General features: G+C 68.1%; 16 protein-coding genes and 1 riboswitch. Of the genes, 9 read left to right on the top strand and 7 right to left on the bottom strand.

The window, feature by feature from the left end; all coding sequences use genetic code 11:
* Positions 1-14 precede the first annotated feature (14 nt).
* A complete protein-coding gene (locus GVV77_RS05855; RefSeq protein WP_159617222.1) occupies positions 15-1,013 on the top strand; it encodes a thioesterase domain-containing protein in 999 nt (332 codons plus the stop codon).
* 162 nt (positions 1,014-1,175) lie between these two features.
* Here the strand turns inward: GVV77_RS05855 and GVV77_RS05850 are convergent, their stop codons facing one another.
* Positions 1,176-1,955 carry an HAD-IIA family hydrolase gene (locus GVV77_RS05850; protein WP_159617221.1) on the bottom strand — a complete coding sequence of 260 codons (780 nt, stop codon included), beginning with the start codon at positions 1,953-1,955 and terminating at the stop codon, positions 1,176-1,178.
* A gap of 147 nt (positions 1,956-2,102) precedes the next feature.
* On the opposite strand from GVV77_RS05850, the gene GVV77_RS05845 reads away from it, so the two are divergent.
* The 4 genes from GVV77_RS05845 (at position 2,103) to GVV77_RS05830 (ending at position 4,674) form a co-directional block, all read left to right on the top strand.
* Positions 2,103-2,705, top strand: coding sequence for a TrmH family RNA methyltransferase (locus tag GVV77_RS05845; RefSeq protein ID WP_246199669.1), 603 nt, complete (start codon positions 2,103-2,105; stop codon positions 2,703-2,705).
* Positions 2,706-2,876: 171 nt separating this feature from the next.
* Positions 2,877-3,896, top strand: a complete 1,020-nt coding sequence (gene fbaA, locus GVV77_RS05840) for a class II fructose-bisphosphate aldolase (protein WP_133404418.1) — start codon at positions 2,877-2,879, stop codon at positions 3,894-3,896.
* A 2-nt stretch (positions 3,897-3,898) separates the two neighbouring features.
* Complete coding sequence (locus GVV77_RS05835) at positions 3,899-4,318, top strand: DUF3151 domain-containing protein (RefSeq protein ID WP_159617219.1); 420 nt, start codon at positions 3,899-3,901, stop codon at positions 4,316-4,318.
* A gap of 149 nt (positions 4,319-4,467) precedes the next feature.
* Positions 4,468-4,674: a helix-turn-helix domain-containing protein gene (locus tag GVV77_RS05830; protein ID WP_246018982.1), complete on the top strand. Its 207-nt coding sequence runs from the start codon at positions 4,468-4,470 to the stop codon at positions 4,672-4,674.
* 99 nt (positions 4,675-4,773) lie between these two features.
* Here the strand turns inward: GVV77_RS05830 and GVV77_RS05825 are convergent, their stop codons facing one another.
* Positions 4,774-5,373: a hypothetical protein gene (locus GVV77_RS05825; protein WP_159617218.1), complete on the bottom strand. Its 600-nt coding sequence runs from the start codon at positions 5,371-5,373 to the stop codon at positions 4,774-4,776.
* A gap of 158 nt (positions 5,374-5,531) precedes the next feature.
* On the opposite strand from GVV77_RS05825, the gene GVV77_RS05820 reads away from it, so the two are divergent.
* Positions 5,532-6,821, top strand: a complete 1,290-nt coding sequence (locus GVV77_RS05820) for an adenylosuccinate synthase (protein ID WP_159617217.1) — start codon at positions 5,532-5,534, stop codon at positions 6,819-6,821.
* 28 nt (positions 6,822-6,849) lie between these two features.
* Here the strand turns inward: GVV77_RS05820 and GVV77_RS05815 are convergent, their stop codons facing one another.
* The gene (locus GVV77_RS05815) at positions 6,850-7,344 is read right to left on the bottom strand and encodes a DUF427 domain-containing protein (protein WP_159617216.1); all 495 of its coding nucleotides are present in this window, start codon (positions 7,342-7,344) and stop codon (positions 6,850-6,852) included.
* A gap of 80 nt (positions 7,345-7,424) precedes the next feature.
* Between GVV77_RS05815 and GVV77_RS05810 the strand changes: the two genes are divergently transcribed.
* Entirely contained in the window at positions 7,425-8,231 is an 807-nt protein-coding gene (locus tag GVV77_RS05810; RefSeq protein WP_159617215.1) for a carbon-nitrogen hydrolase family protein, read from the top strand.
* Here GVV77_RS05810 and GVV77_RS05805 read toward each other — a convergent pair.
* Positions 8,137-9,522, bottom strand: coding sequence for an FAD-binding protein (locus GVV77_RS05805; protein ID WP_159617214.1), 1,386 nt, complete (start codon positions 9,520-9,522; stop codon positions 8,137-8,139). The two genes, GVV77_RS05810 and GVV77_RS05805, sit on opposite strands and share 95 nt — an antisense overlap.
* 452 nt (positions 9,523-9,974) lie before the next feature.
* On the opposite strand from GVV77_RS05805, the gene GVV77_RS05800 reads away from it, so the two are divergent.
* Positions 9,975-10,529 (top strand): RNA polymerase sigma factor, encoded by a 555-nt coding sequence (locus tag GVV77_RS05800; protein WP_159617213.1) that lies wholly within the window; start codon positions 9,975-9,977, stop codon positions 10,527-10,529.
* A gap of 1,364 nt (positions 10,530-11,893) precedes the next feature.
* Here GVV77_RS05800 and GVV77_RS05795 read toward each other — a convergent pair.
* Genes GVV77_RS05795 through sfnG form a run of 3 tightly spaced genes read right to left on the bottom strand, consistent with a single transcriptional unit; the run spans position 11,894 to position 14,924 of the window.
* Positions 11,894-12,388: a CoA-binding protein gene (locus GVV77_RS05795; protein WP_159617212.1), complete on the bottom strand. Its 495-nt coding sequence runs from the start codon at positions 12,386-12,388 to the stop codon at positions 11,894-11,896.
* The gene (locus tag GVV77_RS05790; protein ID WP_246199664.1) at positions 12,385-13,770 is read right to left on the bottom strand and encodes an O-acetylhomoserine aminocarboxypropyltransferase/cysteine synthase family protein; all 1,386 of its coding nucleotides are present in this window, start codon (positions 13,768-13,770) and stop codon (positions 12,385-12,387) included. The genes GVV77_RS05795 and GVV77_RS05790 overlap by 4 nt, the downstream gene beginning before the upstream one ends.
* On the bottom strand, positions 13,770-14,924 hold the full coding sequence (gene sfnG / locus GVV77_RS05785) for a dimethylsulfone monooxygenase SfnG (RefSeq protein WP_159617211.1): 1,155 nt from the start codon (positions 14,922-14,924) through the stop codon (positions 13,770-13,772). Before sfnG ends, GVV77_RS05790 begins: the two co-directional genes overlap by 1 nt.
* A gap of 4 nt (positions 14,925-14,928) precedes the next feature.
* Positions 14,929-15,033: riboswitch (SAM riboswitch) on the bottom strand.
* A 107-nt stretch (positions 15,034-15,140) separates the two neighbouring features.
* Here sfnG and GVV77_RS05780 point away from each other — a divergent pair.
* On the top strand, positions 15,141-16,235 hold the full coding sequence (locus GVV77_RS05780; RefSeq protein ID WP_159617210.1) for an NAD(+)/NADH kinase: 1,095 nt from the start codon (positions 15,141-15,143) through the stop codon (positions 16,233-16,235).
* Positions 16,236-16,393: the final 158 nt, after the last annotated feature.

Here is a 16,393-nt window from a genome sequence, read left to right as displayed (position 1 = left end):
GCGATCAATCCGCCATGGATGATGCCCGCCGCCTGCTGGGGGACGCGAGTGAGGTCGGTGCCTTCTCCCGCAGGGCGTTCCTGACCGGCTCCTCGCTCGGCCTGGCGCTCGCCGCGGACCTCGTCCTCACCCGCAGGATCCAGCAGGAGCGCGAAACCCTGCGCCTGCTCCCCGTGCCCGACGACGCCGCCCGGGCCGCCTTCCCGCACTCCCGTTGGGTGCTTTTTCCCGGATACAAGACCAGCTGGGAGGAGGCCCTGTGGATCCTGAATTCTCTGCGGCCCACGCTGTCGCGGCGGGCGCAGATGGCTGCCGTGGGGTACTCGAACCGGGGGCTGGACGTGAGCAATATCGTCGCGGAGCTGAATCGGTACGTGCGGAACTTCCAGCTTGAAAAGCTCTACTTTTACGGGCACAGCTTCGGCGGGATGGTCGCCGTCGAGGTCGCGGCGCGGCTCGCCGCCCGCGGCATCCCCGTCGAGCTGATCGTGCTCGACTCGAGCCCCCACACGAAGTTCGACGTGCTCGAACAGGAGATGTTCGAGGGCGTCGTGTTCCTGTACGAGGCCGGTTACCAGATCCCCACGGTGGTGCGGGGCGGGTACGAACTCGGTGAGCGCATCGTCCACAAGAACGAACGCACGTGGCGCAAGATCATCGACCAGAGCCTCGAACAGCTCTCGCCGCTGGCGCCCAGCAGTGTCCTGATCCAGTCGCAGGCGTCCTACATCTACCACTTCGACCCGACGCGGTTCCGGGACGCCCTGGGTCCCACGCAGCTGGCTTTCCTTGGGAATCCGCATGACACCGTGGTCAACTACGGCACGGCGCGGGCCGGCTGGGCCGAGATCTTCCCGAGGAACCTCATTCTGAGCGACCTGGTGACCGAAGGGGCCCGTCCGGCCCACGCGAGCCCCCAGTGGAACCCGCTGACCTACCGTCCGCTGCTGCAGCGGATTCAGGAGCAGCTCATTCCGCTGCCCCGCGGCGGCGGCCGCGCCACAGTGACCTGACCCGCAGTGACCCGACCTGCAGTGACCTGAGCCGGGGTGACCTGAGCCGCGGTGACTCGGCCCGCAGCGACCTGAGCCGCGGTGACTCGGCCTGCAGCGACCTGAGCCGGGGTGACTCGGCCCGCAGCGACCCGGTGCCGTACGGGTGAGTAGTGCCCGCCGCTAGAAGGTGTCGATCAGGTCCGCGACCGAGTTGATCACCTGATCCGGCCGGAAGGGGTAGGCATCGATGTCTGCACGCTGGGTGATTCCGCTGAGCACGAGGACGGTGTGGAGGCCCGCTTCCATCCCGGCGATGATGTCGGTGTCCATCCGGTCGCCGATCATCGCGGTGGTCTCCGAGTGCGCCTCGATCTGGTTCATGGCCGAACGGAACATCATCGGGTTGGGCTTTCCCACAATGTAGGGGTCCCGGTTCGTCGCCGCGGTGATGAGCGCCGCGATCGCGCCGGTGGCGGGAAGCACGCCCTCCTTGGACGGGCCTGTGACGTCTGGGTTCGTCGCGATGAACCGCGCCCCCTCGAGGATCAGCCGGATGGCCATGGTGATGGCCTCGAACGAGTAGGTGCGGGTCTCCCCGAGCACCACGTAGTCGGGGTTGGTGTCGGTGAGCACGAAGCCGGCCTCGTGGAGGGCCGTCGTGAGGCCGGCCTCGCCGATCACGTAGGCGCGGGCGCCCGGCAGCTGGCCCTTGAGGAATTCGGCGGTGGCCATCGCCGAGGTCCACAGGTTTTCCTCGGGGATCTCAAGGCCCGACGCCGCTAGACGTGCCGCGAGGTCGCGCGGGGTGTAGATCGAATTGTTCGTCAGCACGAGGAACCGCTTGGAGGTGGCGACCCAGCGCTCGATCAGCTCCGCGGCACCGGGAATCGGATGGTTCTCGTGAACCAGTACGCCGTCCATGTCCGTCAGCCAGCACTCAATGTAGTCGTTGTTGCGCATCTGCTTCCTTCGGTGGGCCGGGCGGGAATCCGCATCAGTCTTTCACCTTAGGCTTGAGAGGTGAAAAATCGAGGCGAAAACGACGACGCCCTCCAGGGTTTCGGGCAGGACACACCGCCGGCAGGGACCTCGGACGCTGCCGCACCGGTGGGCGTGGGGCCCTGGGAGGGCGAGCTGCCCTCGGGGCCGCACTGGGATCCGGAGCTGCTCGAGGCGGGGGACACCCGCAACGTGGTGGACGCCTACCGGTACTGGAACCACGAGGCGATCGTCGCCGACCTTGACACCCGCCGGCACGGGTTCCACGTCGCCATCGAGAACTGGCAGCACGACCTCAACATCGGCTCGGTGGTCCGCACCGCGAATGCCTTCCTTGCCGCCGAGGTGCACATCATCGGCCGGCGCCGCTGGAACCGCCGCGGGGCCATGGTGACCGACCGCTACCAGCACGTCCGCCACCACCCGACGGTCGAGGACTTCGTGGCCTGGGCGGATGCCGAGGGCCTGGCGGTCATCGGCATCGACAACTTCCCCGACTCGGTGCCGCTGGAAACCTACGACCTGCCCGAGCGGTGCGTCCTCGTGTTCGGGCAGGAGGGTCCGGGGCTGACGCCGGAGGTCCATGCCGCCGCCAAGGCGACCCTCTCCATCGCCCAGTTCGGCTCAACGCGGTCGATCAACGCCTCGGCGGCCGCGGCCATCGCCATGCACGGGTGGATCCGCCGGCACGTGTTCAACCAGCGGGTCTAGGCACGGCCGGGGCTGCGCGCAGCCGGGTTTCTGGGCAGGAGGGCTGAGCGCAGGCAGTAGGACGCCGCACCGATTAGCCCCCCGGGGGCACGGGCGGATGGCTAGGATGGGAACGATCGCACAGGGTGCTTTCCGCCCGGCGTCCACGAACCCAGCTACAAGGAGTCGACCATGCCCATCGCCACACCCGAAATCTACGCCGACATGATCGACCGCGCGAAGGCCGGTGGCTTCGCGTACCCGGCGGTGAACGTCACCTCGTCGCAGACCCTCAACGCCGCCATGCGCGGCTTCGCCGAGGCGGGTTCCGATGGCATCGTTCAGGTTTCGACGGGCGGGGCGGCCTACTGGTCCGGGGCCAGCGTGAAGGACATGGTGGCAGGAGCCCGGGGCTTCGCGGCCTTCGCCCACGAAGTGGCGAAGAAGTACGACGTCAACATCGCCCTCCACACCGACCACTGCCCCAAGGACAAGCTCGACGACTTCGTGCTTCCGCTCCTTGCGGCCTCCGAGGAAGCGGTCAAGGCCGGCGGCAACCCGCTGTTCCAGTCCCACATGTGGGACGGCTCCGCCGAGACCCTTGAGGAGAACCTCCGGATCGCCCGCGAGATCCTGCCCCGGGCGGCTGCCGCCAAGATCATCCTCGAGGTGGAGATCGGCACCGTCGGCGGTGAGGAGGACGGCGTCGAGAACGCCATCAACGACAAGCTCTACACCACCGTCGAAGACGCCCTGGCCACGGTCGACGCCCTGGGCTCCGGCGAGCACGGGCGCTACATCACCGCCCTGACCTTCGGCAACGTCCACGGCGTCTACAAGCCCGGTGGAGTCAAGCTGCGTCCGGAGATCCTCAAGGACATCCAGCAGCAGGTCGGCTCCAAGCTCGGCAAGGACAAGCCGTTCGACCTGGTCTTCCACGGCGGCTCCGGCTCAAGCGAGCAGGAGATCGCCGACGCCGTGTCGTACGGGGTCATCAAGATGAACATCGACACCGACACCCAGTACGCGTTCACCCGCTCGGTGGCGGACCACATGCTGCGCAACTATGACGGCGTCCTGAAGGTCGACGGCGAAGTGGGCAACAAGAAGGTGTACGACCCCCGCGTCTGGGGCGCCTCGGCCGAAGCGGCCCTCGCCGCCCGCGTCGTCGAAGCGGCTCAGTCCCTGGGCTCGGCAGGAAAGAAGCTCTAGAAATGTCCGACGAATTCCGCAAGAACCTGCTCGGGCCCGAGCCGACGTACCTGCCCGAGGAACCCGAGGTCGAGGCCCGGCTCAAGGCGGGCGACGAGGCGGTGGACCTGGCGGCGAAGCACCCGACGTCGTCGCTGGTGTGGGCCATCCTCGCCGACGAGGCCTACGCCGAGGGCCGCACCATCGAGTCCTACGCCTACGCCCGCACTGGCTACCACCGGGGCCTGGACGCGCTGCGCCGCAACGGCTGGCGGGGCGCCGGGCCGGTGCCGTACTCCCATGCGCCCAACCGGGGCTTCTTGAGGTCCCTCTACGCCCTGGGCCGGGCCGCCGCCTCGATCGGTGAGATCGAGGAAGCGGAGCGGATTGCGGTGTTCCTGCGGGAGTCCGACCCCGAGGCAAGCGCCCAGCTCGGGTCCTGATTCCGCCGGCGCGCACCCGCTCCACCGAACTACTCGTCTTTGCTGTATCGGGAAACGAGTAGCGCGATCCCTTGTGAGGCCTCCACTGGAACCAACACAGTTAAGGGAGTCGCCAAAGTGGCGGCTGGGTTTGTGGAAGCGGGTGTGCCGTGGCGGACAACAAGACAATTCCAACCCACCTTTTTACCGTATCGGAGGTGGCCTCCATGATGCGGGTCTCTAAGATGACGGTCTACCGGCTGGTGCAGTCGGGGGCGATTCACGGGATTCGTTTCGGGCGCTCCTACCGGGTCCCTGAGGACGCGGTGCAGCAGTACCTGGATGCGATGAATCCGGAGCGGCGCTCCGTGGGATAACCCTTCCGAGGGGAGCAGCGGCCCGGATGGTCGACCCGGGGTGATTGAACCCGGGGTGAGTGAACTTGGGTGATTGAACCCGGTGGTCGAACAGCCGGTTCAGCCGAGGTGCGAAATGGTCGTCACGACGCTGACGATCTGGGGCGCTGCAGGGGCGGAGCTGAAGCCGAACCGGACCGCAGGTTGCAGCGGTGCGAGCGGCCCCAGGCCCGCCCCGTGGAGTTCGACCGATACGGCCGTGATGGCCCGGGCGGAGGTGACTCCGTAGTACTCGCGGCGGCCGTTGCCGGCCGAGCCTGCGGTACGGACCCCCGGCAGGAGAAGTGCCGCCGCCGGGGAGATCAGCGCGAGCCACCGGGGACTCGTGGCGCGGGCTCGGGGGACCAGCCCGAGCAGCCGTCCGAGCGGGGTGGGCGCTCCGAGGTCGGCGCTGAGATGCAGGCCGCCGGCTTCGACCGTGAGGTGCGAGGCGGACAGGGTCGACCGGACCGGAACCACCCGGACCTCGTCGAAGGAGTAGGTCGACCCAACGTAGGCGGCGATGTCCTCCGAGGGGGCCAGCAGGGTCCGGAGGCCGCCGGCGTCCTCCATCATGACGTCGGTGAAGGCGCCGAAGGGCGACTCGTCCCACCGGCCCACCACCAGCCGGGTGCCCGAGGCGGTGCCGATGCCGGCGATATGTCCTGTAAATCGGTCCATGAGACCATTGTGCAGCGCCGTTACCGCGCGCTCGGCTAAACTTGGGACGTAAGAGCCCCTGATGCGGCCGGGAACGGGCGCATGTCCGGGGGCATTCTCATGACGGCAGCGGCTGCACCCGAACCGCGCACCGCGCCGCCACAATGGGGGAGGATCCCATGCCTGCGATTGTGATTGTCGGAGCCCAGTGGGGCGATGAAGGTAAAGGCAAAGCCACCGACCTGCTCGGCAGCCGTGTCGACTACGTGGTCAAGCCCAACGGAGGCAACAACGCCGGGCACACGGTGGTCGTCGGAGGCGAGAAGTATGAGCTGAAGCTCCTACCCGCCGGCATTCTCAGCCCGAACGCCATCCCCATCATCGGCAACGGCTGCGTGATCAACCTCGAGGCGCTGTTCGATGAGATCGACGGACTCGAGGCCCGGGGTGCAGACACCTCCAAGCTGAAGATCTCGGCCAACGCGCACCTCGTCGCGCCGTACCACCAGGTGCTCGACAAGGTGACCGAGCGTTTCCTGGGCAAGCGCGCCATCGGCACGACCGGCCGCGGCATCGGCCCGGCCTACATGGACAAGGTCGCCCGGCTTGGCCTGCGCGTCCAGGACGTCTTTGACGAGTCGATCCTGCGCCAGAAGGTCGAAGGCTCCCTGAAGCAGAAGAATGAACTGCTCGTGAAGGTCTACAACCGCCGCAGCGTGGAGGTGGACGAGATCGTCTCGTACTTCCTGTCCTATGCCGAGCGACTGCGGCCCCTGGTCATCGATTCGACCTTCGCCCTCAATGAGGCGCTCGACGAGGGCAAGGTTGTGCTCATGGAGGGCGGCCAGGCCACCTTCCTCGACGTCGACCACGGCACCTACCCGTTCGTCACCTCGTCCAACCCGACGGCGGGCGGCGCCTCGGTCGGCTCGGGCATCGGGCCGACCCGCATCACCCGGGCCGTGGGCATCATCAAGGCCTACACCACGCGCGTCGGTGCCGGACCGTTCCCGACTGAGCTCTTCGACGATATGGGCCTCTACCTGCAGAAGACCGGCGGGGAGTTCGGTGTGAACACCGGGCGTCCGCGCCGCACCGGCTGGTACGACGCCGTGCTCGCGCGCCACGCGTCCCGCGTCAACGGCTTCACCGACTACTTTGTGACGAAACTTGACGTGCTCACGGGCATCGAGCGCATCCCCGTCTGCGTCGCCTATGACGTCGACGGCGTACGCCACGATGAGATGCCCATGACCCAGACCGAGTTCCACCACGCGAAGCCGATCTTCGAATACTTCGAGGGGTGGACCGAGGACATCACCGGTGCGCGCAGCATCGAGGACCTGCCGGACAACGCGCAGGTCTACGTGCGGGCGCTCGAGAAGATGTCGGGGGCCCGGTTCTCGGCCATCGGCGTCGGCCCGGACCGCGACCAGACCATCGTCGTGAACGACCTCATCACCGGCTGACGCGGCACCCCTGGCGCGGCCCGGGGCGTCACCAGCCCCGGGTTCCCGGCCCGCCCTTAAAGGGCCCGACGATCCGCGCGGTGACCCAGCCCCCGTAGAAGTCACCGGCCTGAGCGGTGACCTGTTCACCGTCCACGGTGCAGGAATCCATCGCCCCCGGGTACACGGCGACGCGGCAGGCGAGTTCCTCATAGCCGGCCGACGGGGAGGGGTAGGTCCAGGCCGACCGAGCCGCGCGCCGCCCGCCGCCGACAACGTCGAAGTAGCCCGCGGTGCCCTTGAACTCGCAGAAGGAGTTCCCCTCCGCCGCCTCCAGCGCCCCGGGCACGAAGTCCGCGGCCGGCAGGTAGTACACCGGCGGATGGCTCGTCTCGAGCACCCGCAGGGCCGAGGAGGTCCGCAGGATCTCCTCGCCGCCGAACCGCACGACGATCTCCTCGGTGCTCGCCTCCACCCGTGGTGGCCTCGGGTAGTCCCAGACGGATTCCTGACCGGGACCGGGGACTGCGCGTCGAATACTCATGGCCCAACGCTAGCCTTTAGCAACCCGCCGCGCAGTCTGTAGGCTGGTGCGCAGGGGACAGCGACGCGGAGGCGGGGAATATGAAAGTCAGCGTAGGACAGTTCCGGCCGGGCGGGGACGTGCAGGCGAACCTCTTGGTGATGCGGAAGCTGGCCCGGAAGGCCAAGTCCGACGGCGCGGAGCTCATCGTGTTCCCGGAAGAGTCGATGTTCACGATCGGCAAGGTCACCGGCCCGCTGCAGGCCGCCGTCGACAGCAGCTGGAGCACCTTCGTGCAGCAGCTCTCCTTTCTGGCCGCGGAACTCGACATCGCGATCGTGGCCGGCGGCTATGAGTCAAGCGGGGAGGAACGCCCCTACAACACGCTCGTGCTGATCGACCGGACCGGCCGGATCACCGACACCTACCGGAAGCTTCACCTCTACGACGCGTTCAGCTACCAGGAATCGAAGCGGATCAAACCCGGCGACGGCGGCCTCACCGTCGTGCCGCTCGGGGAGATGTCCGTGGGCCTGATGACCTGCTACGACATCCGCTTTCCGGAGCAGGCCCGGGCGCTCGCCGACGCCGGCGCCGACCTGATCTGCGTGCCCGCCGCCTGGTTCCAGGGCGAGCACAAGATCGAGCACTGGGAGACCCTCCTCAAGGCCCGCGCCATCGAGAACACCGTCTGGATCGCCGCGGCCGGCACCTCGAGCGACCACACCATCGGCCACTCGGCCATCCTCGACCCGATGGGGGTGGCGCATGCCTTCCTCGAACACGAGTCCGAGGCCGTCGTGACGACGGAGGTCACCAGGCACCGGGTCGACGACGTCCGCGAGTTCCTCCCCGTGCTGCGCAACCGCCGCTTCGGGCCCAACGAGGCCATCGTCGACGCGCACTAGGGCCGTGGCTTCCGCTCAGCACGCCGGGGAGGTGGGCGAACACCGTCCGCTCAAGGAAGCCGTTGCGGAACTTGCCCTGCGGATCCCAGTCGTCGGCCAGCGCCCGGAAATCGGCGAGGCGCGGGTACAGGCGCTCGAGCGGGCCGGCCTGCCCGGTGAACAGCTTGCCCCAGTGCGGCCGGGCCGCAAAGGGGGCAAGGCTGGACTCGAGCTCGGGAAGGAAGGCCTCGACATCGCGCTGCAGGGGCTTCCACGTGAAGTGCAGGCCGATCCCCGAACGGCCGTAGTTGCTGCTCAGCCACAGGCGGTCGGCCGCCATTGTGCGGATCTCCGAGATCTGGAGCAGCGGTGCGAGCTTCGGTGCGAGGGAGCGGACGGCGTCGATCGCCGCCCGGGAATGCTCGGAGCCGACCAGGTATTCGGACTGCAGTTCCGCTCCACTGCTGGGGGTGAAGGCGAGCCGGAAATGGGCGAGGCGGTCCGACCAGGGTCCGGGCACGCCAAGCTGCTGCGTGCAGTTCACCGAGGACATGCCGGGGACCGGGTGCAGCGGCTCCTCGGCCCTCGTGCCGCCGGAGAACGCCTCCGCGGCCGGGGCGCCGTCGTCCGCCGAGGTCCGAAACTTCAGCCAGGCCTGGTTGACGGTGTCGCCGGCCCAGTCGGTGAAGAGGCTGACGCTGTAGGCGGCGCCGGTGATCTCCTCAAAATTCCCAAGCACCCGGGCCCAGGGAAGGTCGGTGTAGACGTCCTGGCGCACGGCAAAGGACCGCTCGATGTCGAGCGTGAGCCGGGTCATGATCCCGAGCGCCCCAAGGTTCACCACCATGCCCCCAAAATCGGCGTCCTCGCCCCGCCGCACGGTACGCAGGTCCCCGGAGGCCGTGACGAACTCGATCGCTGCTACGGCAGTGGCGAGGTTCCCGTTGCGGTTCCCCGAGCCGTGGGTGGCCGTGGCGACCGCTCCGGCCACGGAGATGTGCGGCAGGGAAGCGAGGTTGGCGAGGGCGAAACCCTGCCGCTGGAGTTCGGCGGCGAGTTCACCGTAGCGGACCGCTCCGCTGACGCTCACGGTTCGTCCCGCGCCGTCGACCCTGATGTCCGAAGGCAGCTTCTCAAGGGATACCAGCGTGCCGGTGGTGTCGGCGATGTCGTTGAAGGAATGGCGGCTGCCGAGCGCACGCACCGAGGACGCCGCGGCGACAATTTCCTGAAGGGCGTGCACTTCGGTGGGGCGTTCAAGGCGTTCCTGCCGGTACACCAGATTGCCGGCCCAGTTGTGTTCCGTCGTCATCGGTTACCAATCCTTTTTCATCGCCATTTTTGTTCCCGAACAACTCTGCCATCGACGCCACTCGAAGCGGCATTTCACCGTTCGACGGGCTGGCGGACCGGGCCAACGGTATGCAGGTTCACGACGCACCCCGGAACCGAGCCCGAAAAATAGACCTCCAACCGCGTAACCTTTGCGGCCCCGCCGACGATTACCTGTGTGTAAGTGCCGCACCGAGGCTTATCCCCCATTGGGTCTCGGTGCGGCCTTTCTTTTGTGGGGCCGCCGTCGCCCCGCCCGGCCGGCCGGCCGGCCGGTACAGCCCGCCCGGCGCCCCGGCCCGTGCAGACCCGCCAGTGCGGAACGTCCTTCCGCGCAGCGCGACGCGCCCGCCGATGTGCGGCAGGCCTTCCACCCCCTGCGGTACCCAGCGGATAAGCTGACTTCTCCACCCACCTTTCGCGAGGAAATCCATGGTCCGCATGCTGCCCGACGAAGCGCTCGCACGCGCTCAGAAGGGGGACCCGGCGGCCTTTGAATGGATCTACTCGCAGCTCAGCCCACTGGTGCTCGGCTACTTTACGGGCCGGGGTGCCGAGGATCCGGAAGGCCTCACCCAGGAGGTCTTCCTCACCGTGTTCACCAAGCTCACCTCGCTTCAGGGCGGGCCGGGGGCGCTGCGGACGTTCGTCTTCTCCGTCGCCCATGCCCGGTGGGTGGATGAGGTCCGCAGAAGGGCACGCGGTCCCATACTCACCGGGTACGAGCCCGACGCCGATTCCCGCACCAGCGCGTCGGCGGAATCCGTGGCACTCGACCGGTTCGGTGAAGGCAATATCGAGGAACTCCTGACCGCACTCAAGGACGAGCACCGGGAGGTCCTGCTGCTGCGCGTCGTTGCCGGGCTTTCGCTTGAGCAGGTCGGGGACGTAATGGGCAGGTCGACAGGTTCGATCAAGCAGCTACAGCGGCGGGGGCTGCTCCGTCTTAAGGAACTTGTGGAACTCGACCAGAAAGAGGCGTCATGACGGCGGGCAAGCCACCGGCCGATGACGAGGGCCTTTCCGAGCTGTTCGATGAGGCGGCGCTTCCCGTGGCTCCGGAGCTCCTTGGGGTGCTGGGCTGCGTGAAGAGCCTGGGGGACGGGCCGGTTCCCGCTCCGGGAGCGGACCTCCTGGCCTTTTTCGCTCCAGCGGATGCGCCGGACCGTGGACGCCGGAAGCGGCTGCGGGGTCCCATCATCGGCGGCACCATTGTGGTCTCAATGGGACTGGGCATGTCCGGCGTGGCCGCCGGGCCGGGCACCTTCGCGGACAACCTCGGCAGCGCGGTCCATTCCGTCATGGGCCGGCCGGACGGGACGGCGGCGGGACCCGCACTCATTGACCCCACGCAGCGGCCATCTGCATCGGATCTGCCGGACCTCGCCAGACCTCAGGGCGGGCCGGCGGCCCAGAATACTGCCGATCGAAGCGGACTTGCCGGTGCCGCCGGGCCCACGGGAACGGAGGCCGAGGGAGTCACTGGGCAGACCGGGCCGGAAGCGTCAGGCGCCGCCGGGAGTACCGGACCATGGCACAAACCGACACGTCCCTCCTCCGGTGGATCCGGTGCGACGGGTGGAGACCGGGAAGGCGTCACCCCTGAGGCGGCGCCCGACAGGTCGTTTCCAGCGCCGGATGCGGGGCACCGGGGGGCTGCCAAGCCGGGACCGAAGCCGGGACAATCCGGGCCTGCGAAATCCCGGCCTGCGGAATCCCGGCCTGCGGAATCCCGGCCTGCGGAATCCCAGCCGGAGGAATCCACGCCGGCACAAATGAAACCCACCGGGCCGAAGCCTGCGGGGTCAAACCCGTCGAAGCCCAAGCCGACGAAGGCGAAGCCGGCCAAGCCGCAGCCTGCTGCGCCCGGAGACAGACGAGGCGCCGGCGGAGAAGCCAGACCGGAGCTCGAGGCGCCCGGAGAGGCGCCGGAATGGGCGCGGAAGCGTCAGTCGCTGCCCGCGTCGAAGGAGCCCGGGGCCGAAGTGGACCAGGGCGCCGATCGCCGGCCGGAGCCGTGGACGCCGGCAGGGCCGGAAACCGGGGGCTGGCTCGACCTCGATCCCTCGGCCCCGGACCGGGCTACGCCGGAGCTGTCAGAACCAGAACCATCAGAACCAGAGCCATCAGGCCTGGAAGTCCCAGGTTCGGATGCTTCGCACCTCGAGCCACCAGCCCCCGAGAATCCAGAAGCGCTGGAGACTTCAGACCCGGAGAAACCGTCGATCGGCGGGATTTCGGGCCCCGCCGCTCTCGGAGGACCCTTGCCCCGGGTCGGGGACGCACCGGCACCGGAACCAGCACTGCAGGTCCCGGTGCCGTCACCGCCGTCGCGGGAATCCGCGCCGCGGTCAGGAGAGGAGCTGCCGCTTCGAGGAGAGGACGCCGGTGTTGAACCCGGCGAGGTTCAGTCCGCCGTGGAAGCGGGCGTGCTCGATCTTCAGGCAGCGGTCCATCACCACCGATAGCCCTGCGCCCTCGGCCCGCCGGGCCACGTCCTCGTGCCAGGACCCCAGCTGCAGCCACAGCGTTCGCGCGCCGACGTCGAGGGTTTCCTCGAGCACCGAGGGGAGGTCGTCGTGCCTGCGGAAGACGTCGACCACGTCGGGAACCTCTGGAAGGTCGGCAAGCGAGGCATACGCCGGCTGACCGAGGATCTGCGTGGCCACTGGATTGACGAAGTACAGCCGGTAGGGCGACGAGGACTGAAGGTAGGTCGCGACAAAGTACGAGGCGCGCGAGGGCTTGTCCGAGGCCCCGACGATTGCCACCGACTTGGCGCCGCGCAGCAGGGCGAGCCGCTCCGGTGCGGAGGGACCTTCCCACGTCCGCTCTGCCGCGCTCATGCCCCGACCCCCACCGCGCACGTCGGGGCCTGCCCGTCGGCGGAGTTCCCGGTGCCGCCCTCCGCCGGTACCTGCGGCAGGGACGCGGAGCCATCGCGCTCGACGGCTTCGGTCAGTGCCTGGTCGAGGTCCCACAGGATGTCCTCGAGGTCCTCAAGGCCCACCGAGATGCGGACCAGATCCTGGGGGATGCCCGCCGCGCTGAGCTGCTCGGGCGAGAGCTGCTGGTGGGTCGTGGACCCGGGGTGGATCACGAGCGTGCGCGAGTCCCCAACGTTCGCCAGGTGGGATGCGAGCTGCAACGCCTCGATGAACCGCTGACCGGCTTCGCGGCCGCCGCGGATGCCGAAGCTGAACACCGAGCCCGGGCCCTGGGGCAGGTACCTTCCCGCCCGCCCGTGATGCGGATGGCTGGGTAGCCCGGCGTAGTTGACGTAGGCGACCCGAGGGTCGGCCTGCAGCCATTCGGCGATGGCCTTGGCGTTCTTCAGGTGCTCGTCGAGCCGCTGGGCAAGGGTCTCGACGCCCTGCAGCAGCTGGAAAGCCGACTGCGGCGACAGCGACGGCCCGATGTCGCGCAGCTGCTCGGTGCGCAGCTTCGTCAGGAAGCCGTATTCACCAAAGTTCGCCCACCACTGGATGTTCCCGTAGGAGGGAACGGGCTCGGTCATCCCCGGGAACTTGCCGTTGCCCCAGTTGAACTTCCCGCTCTCGACGACGACGCCGCCCAGGGTCGTCCCGTGGCCGCCGATGAACTTGGTGGCCGAGTGGATCACGATGTCCGCCCCGTGCTCGATCGGCCGGATGAGGTAGGGGGTGCTGAGGGTGGAATCGATGATCAGCGGCACCCCTGCGTCGTGGGCCACCGCCGCGAGGCCCTCAAGGTCGGCAATCTCGCCGGAGGGGTTGGCGATGACCTCCGCATAGACGGCCTTCGTGTTCGGCCGGATTGCGGCAGCATAGTCGGCCGGATCCGTCCCGGGAACGAAGGTCGTGTCGATGCCGAAGCGCCGCAGCGTGACGTCGAGCTGCGTCACGGTTCCGCCGTACAGCTGGGAGGCGGCGACGATGGAATCGCCGGCCTGGCACAGTGCAGCGAAGGTGATGAACTCGGCACTCATGCCCGACGCCGTCGCCACCGCGCCGATCCCGCCCTCCAGGGAGGCGATGCGCTCCTCGAACGCCGCAACCGTGGGGTTGCCGATCCGGGAGTAGATATTGCCGTACTTCTGGAGCGCGAAGAGGCTGGCGGCGTCGTTGGTGTCCTTGAAGACGAACGACGTCGTCTGGTAGATGGGGACTGCACGGGCGCCGTGCGCCGCATCGGGGGTACCGCCGGCGTGGAGCGCCCGCGTCCGGAATCCAAAGGTTCGCTCGGCCATCAGAGCCCTGCTTTCACGGTTGAGGGGGTGGGGAGGTGGAAGTCGAGGCCGGCCCGGTCCGCGAGGTCCGCCTCGAGCGCGCGGACGATTGGCAGGACATCCCGGCCGAACGCCTCGACCTCCTCCTGGAAGTGCAGGTAGCAGGTGAGCATCAGGTTCACACCCAGCTTCTTGTACTCGATGATCCGCTCGGCGATCTGCTCGGGAGTGCCGATCAGCTGGGTGCGGAAGCCGTCGTTGTATTGGATCAGGTCCTCGAAGGTGGAGTCCGCCCACATGCCCTTGCCGTCACGGGTCGAGGGGCCGGCCTCCTGGACTGCGTCCCGGAACCCTTCGACGGCCGGCCGGTGCGCCTTGGCGACGATTTCGCGGAGGGTCTCGCGGGCCTCCTTCTCGGAGTCCCGGGCGATCACGAACCCGTTGAGGCCGAAGCGCGGGTGCCGCCCGGCCGCGGCTGCCGAGGCCCGCACGCCGGCGATGTTCTCCCGGAAGCCCTCGAGGTCCTTCCCGTTGGAGAAGTACCAGTCGGCCACCCGGCCGGCGGTGGCCTGTGCCGCCGTCGAGTTTCCGCCGAAGAAAATCTCGGGGTGTGCCCGTCCGGGCACCTCGACGGGCGCCGGGCTCAGCGTGAAGTTGGTGATGTTGTAGTACTTTCCGGCCTGGCTGTAGTGCTCCTGGGTCCACAGGCCGCGCAGCACGCGGATGAACTCTTCGGTGCGCACGTACCGTTCGTCGTGCTCCAGCCAGGGGAGTCCAAAGCCGGTAAATTCGCTCTTCAGCCAGCCCGAGACGATATTGACCGCCGCCCTGCCGTTGGAGATGACGTCTGCGGTGATAATGAACTTCGCGAGCACCCCCGGATGCCACATGCCCGGGTGGACGGCCGCAATGACCTTGAGTTTTTCCGTCGCCGCGAGCAGGGCCAGTGAGAAGGCTGTGGCTTCGTGCTGCTTGTCGGCGCCGTAGGAAGCGGAATACCGGGTCTGGGACAGCGCGTACTCGAACCCGGCGTCCTCGGCGATCCGCGCAAGTTTCCGGTTGTACTCGAAGTCCCAGCCGGTGCGCTGTTCGATCGTTGAGACGACGAGCCCGCCGCTCACGTTCGGCACCCAGTAGGCGAACTTCAGGGGTTGCGAAAAATCGGCAGTGCTCATTATTCCTCCATCGATTCTGGCGGTAGCACCCTACTGTCAGCGCTGGAGGCGCTGGCCAGGGTTGCTGCGGCGTCATAGAGCCAGATCTCTCGGCCGCTCGGGATGGTTCCCCCCGAGTCTGACAGGGACGCGGCGCGGGAACCAAGAAATGTGTCGTTGCGGGTCGCGGCATTGCAGGTAAGGTTTGCTCACGCGGACGAATCGAAGGAGCTGCCGGTGGAATTACGCAGGCTGGGGCTCGTGGTGCACGGGGGCAAACGGCGGGCCATCGAGGCGGCCAAAGGGCTGACGGCGTGGGCCGGGGAGCACGGTATCGACGTCGCGGAGATCGACGTCTGGTCTCCGGACGAACACGGACACCTGAGGATCGAGCACTCCCCGCCGGGCACGTTCGACCTCGTTGTCACCATCGGCGGCGACGGCACCTTCCTGCGCGGGGTTGCAGTGGCGCAGGCCTCAAACTCTCCGATCCTGGGAGTCAACGTGGGCCGGGTGGGCTTCCTCACCGAGGTAGAACCGGAGCACCTGATTGAAGCCCTCAACGCGGTCATGGCGAACGAGGCACTTGAAGAGCGGCGCCTCACCCTCACCATGCGCTCAAGCCGGCCGCTGCGGATCCCCAAGGAACTCGGCGCACTGCTTCACTATGAGCGGGGGCCGACGACGGAGCCGCCCGAGGTCCGCGCGGACGCCGCCCAGGAGACCGGCTGGGGCATCGGCATGGACGTCACCGCACTCAATGACGTCGTCTTCGAAAAACTCACCCGCGACCGGCAGGCCAGCGTGGCGGTCTACGTCGGGTCCCGCCATTTCGTCTCCTACTCGGCCGATGCGCTCATCATCGCCACGCCCACCGGTTCGACCGCCTACTCGTTCGCGGCGGGAGGCCCGGTGGTGTCGCCCCGTGCCCAGGTCCTGGTGTTTACCCCGGTCGCTGCGCACATGGTCTTCGACCGGAGCCTGATCGTCGCCGCCGATGAGCTCGTCTCGGTGCGGGTGCTCGAACGCAGCGGACAGGTTTCGATGTCGATCGACGGCCGGATCGTCGGGGTCCTCGACCCGGGGGACTGGGTGTCGGTCTACGCCCGGCCAACGGAGGTGCGGATGCTCAGGCTTCAGGAACCCGACTTCTTCGGCCGGGTCCGCGACCGTTTCGGCCTCGTCGACGCCGCAGCCGCGGCCGCCGACGGCGATTCGCCGGTTGCGCACATCCCCAGCACGCCCAAACCCGACGACATGAAACACGTGCACATCCCCACCCCGACCTTTGAGGCGTGGACTTGGCCGCGGACGGAGCCGCTGGACCGCTAGGTCCTCCGCCCGGGCTGCCACCCGCCACTCCGGCCACCCCGGCTGGCTCCGCCGCTCTGCCGGCCCCGCCGAAACTGCAGCTCACCACGCTGTGGCGTCGGTGAAGCGTGGTGAAGTGCAGTCTCGACGGGGAAGTTTATCGGCGGAGGGAGATTTAC

The organism is Arthrobacter zhaoguopingii, from assembly GCF_009828605.1.
GTDB classification, from domain to species: domain Bacteria; phylum Actinomycetota; class Actinomycetes; order Actinomycetales; family Micrococcaceae; genus Arthrobacter_D; species Arthrobacter_D zhaoguopingii.
Note: the sequence above shows the minus strand (reverse complement) of the source record. Positions and strands in the feature narration are given on the sequence as shown.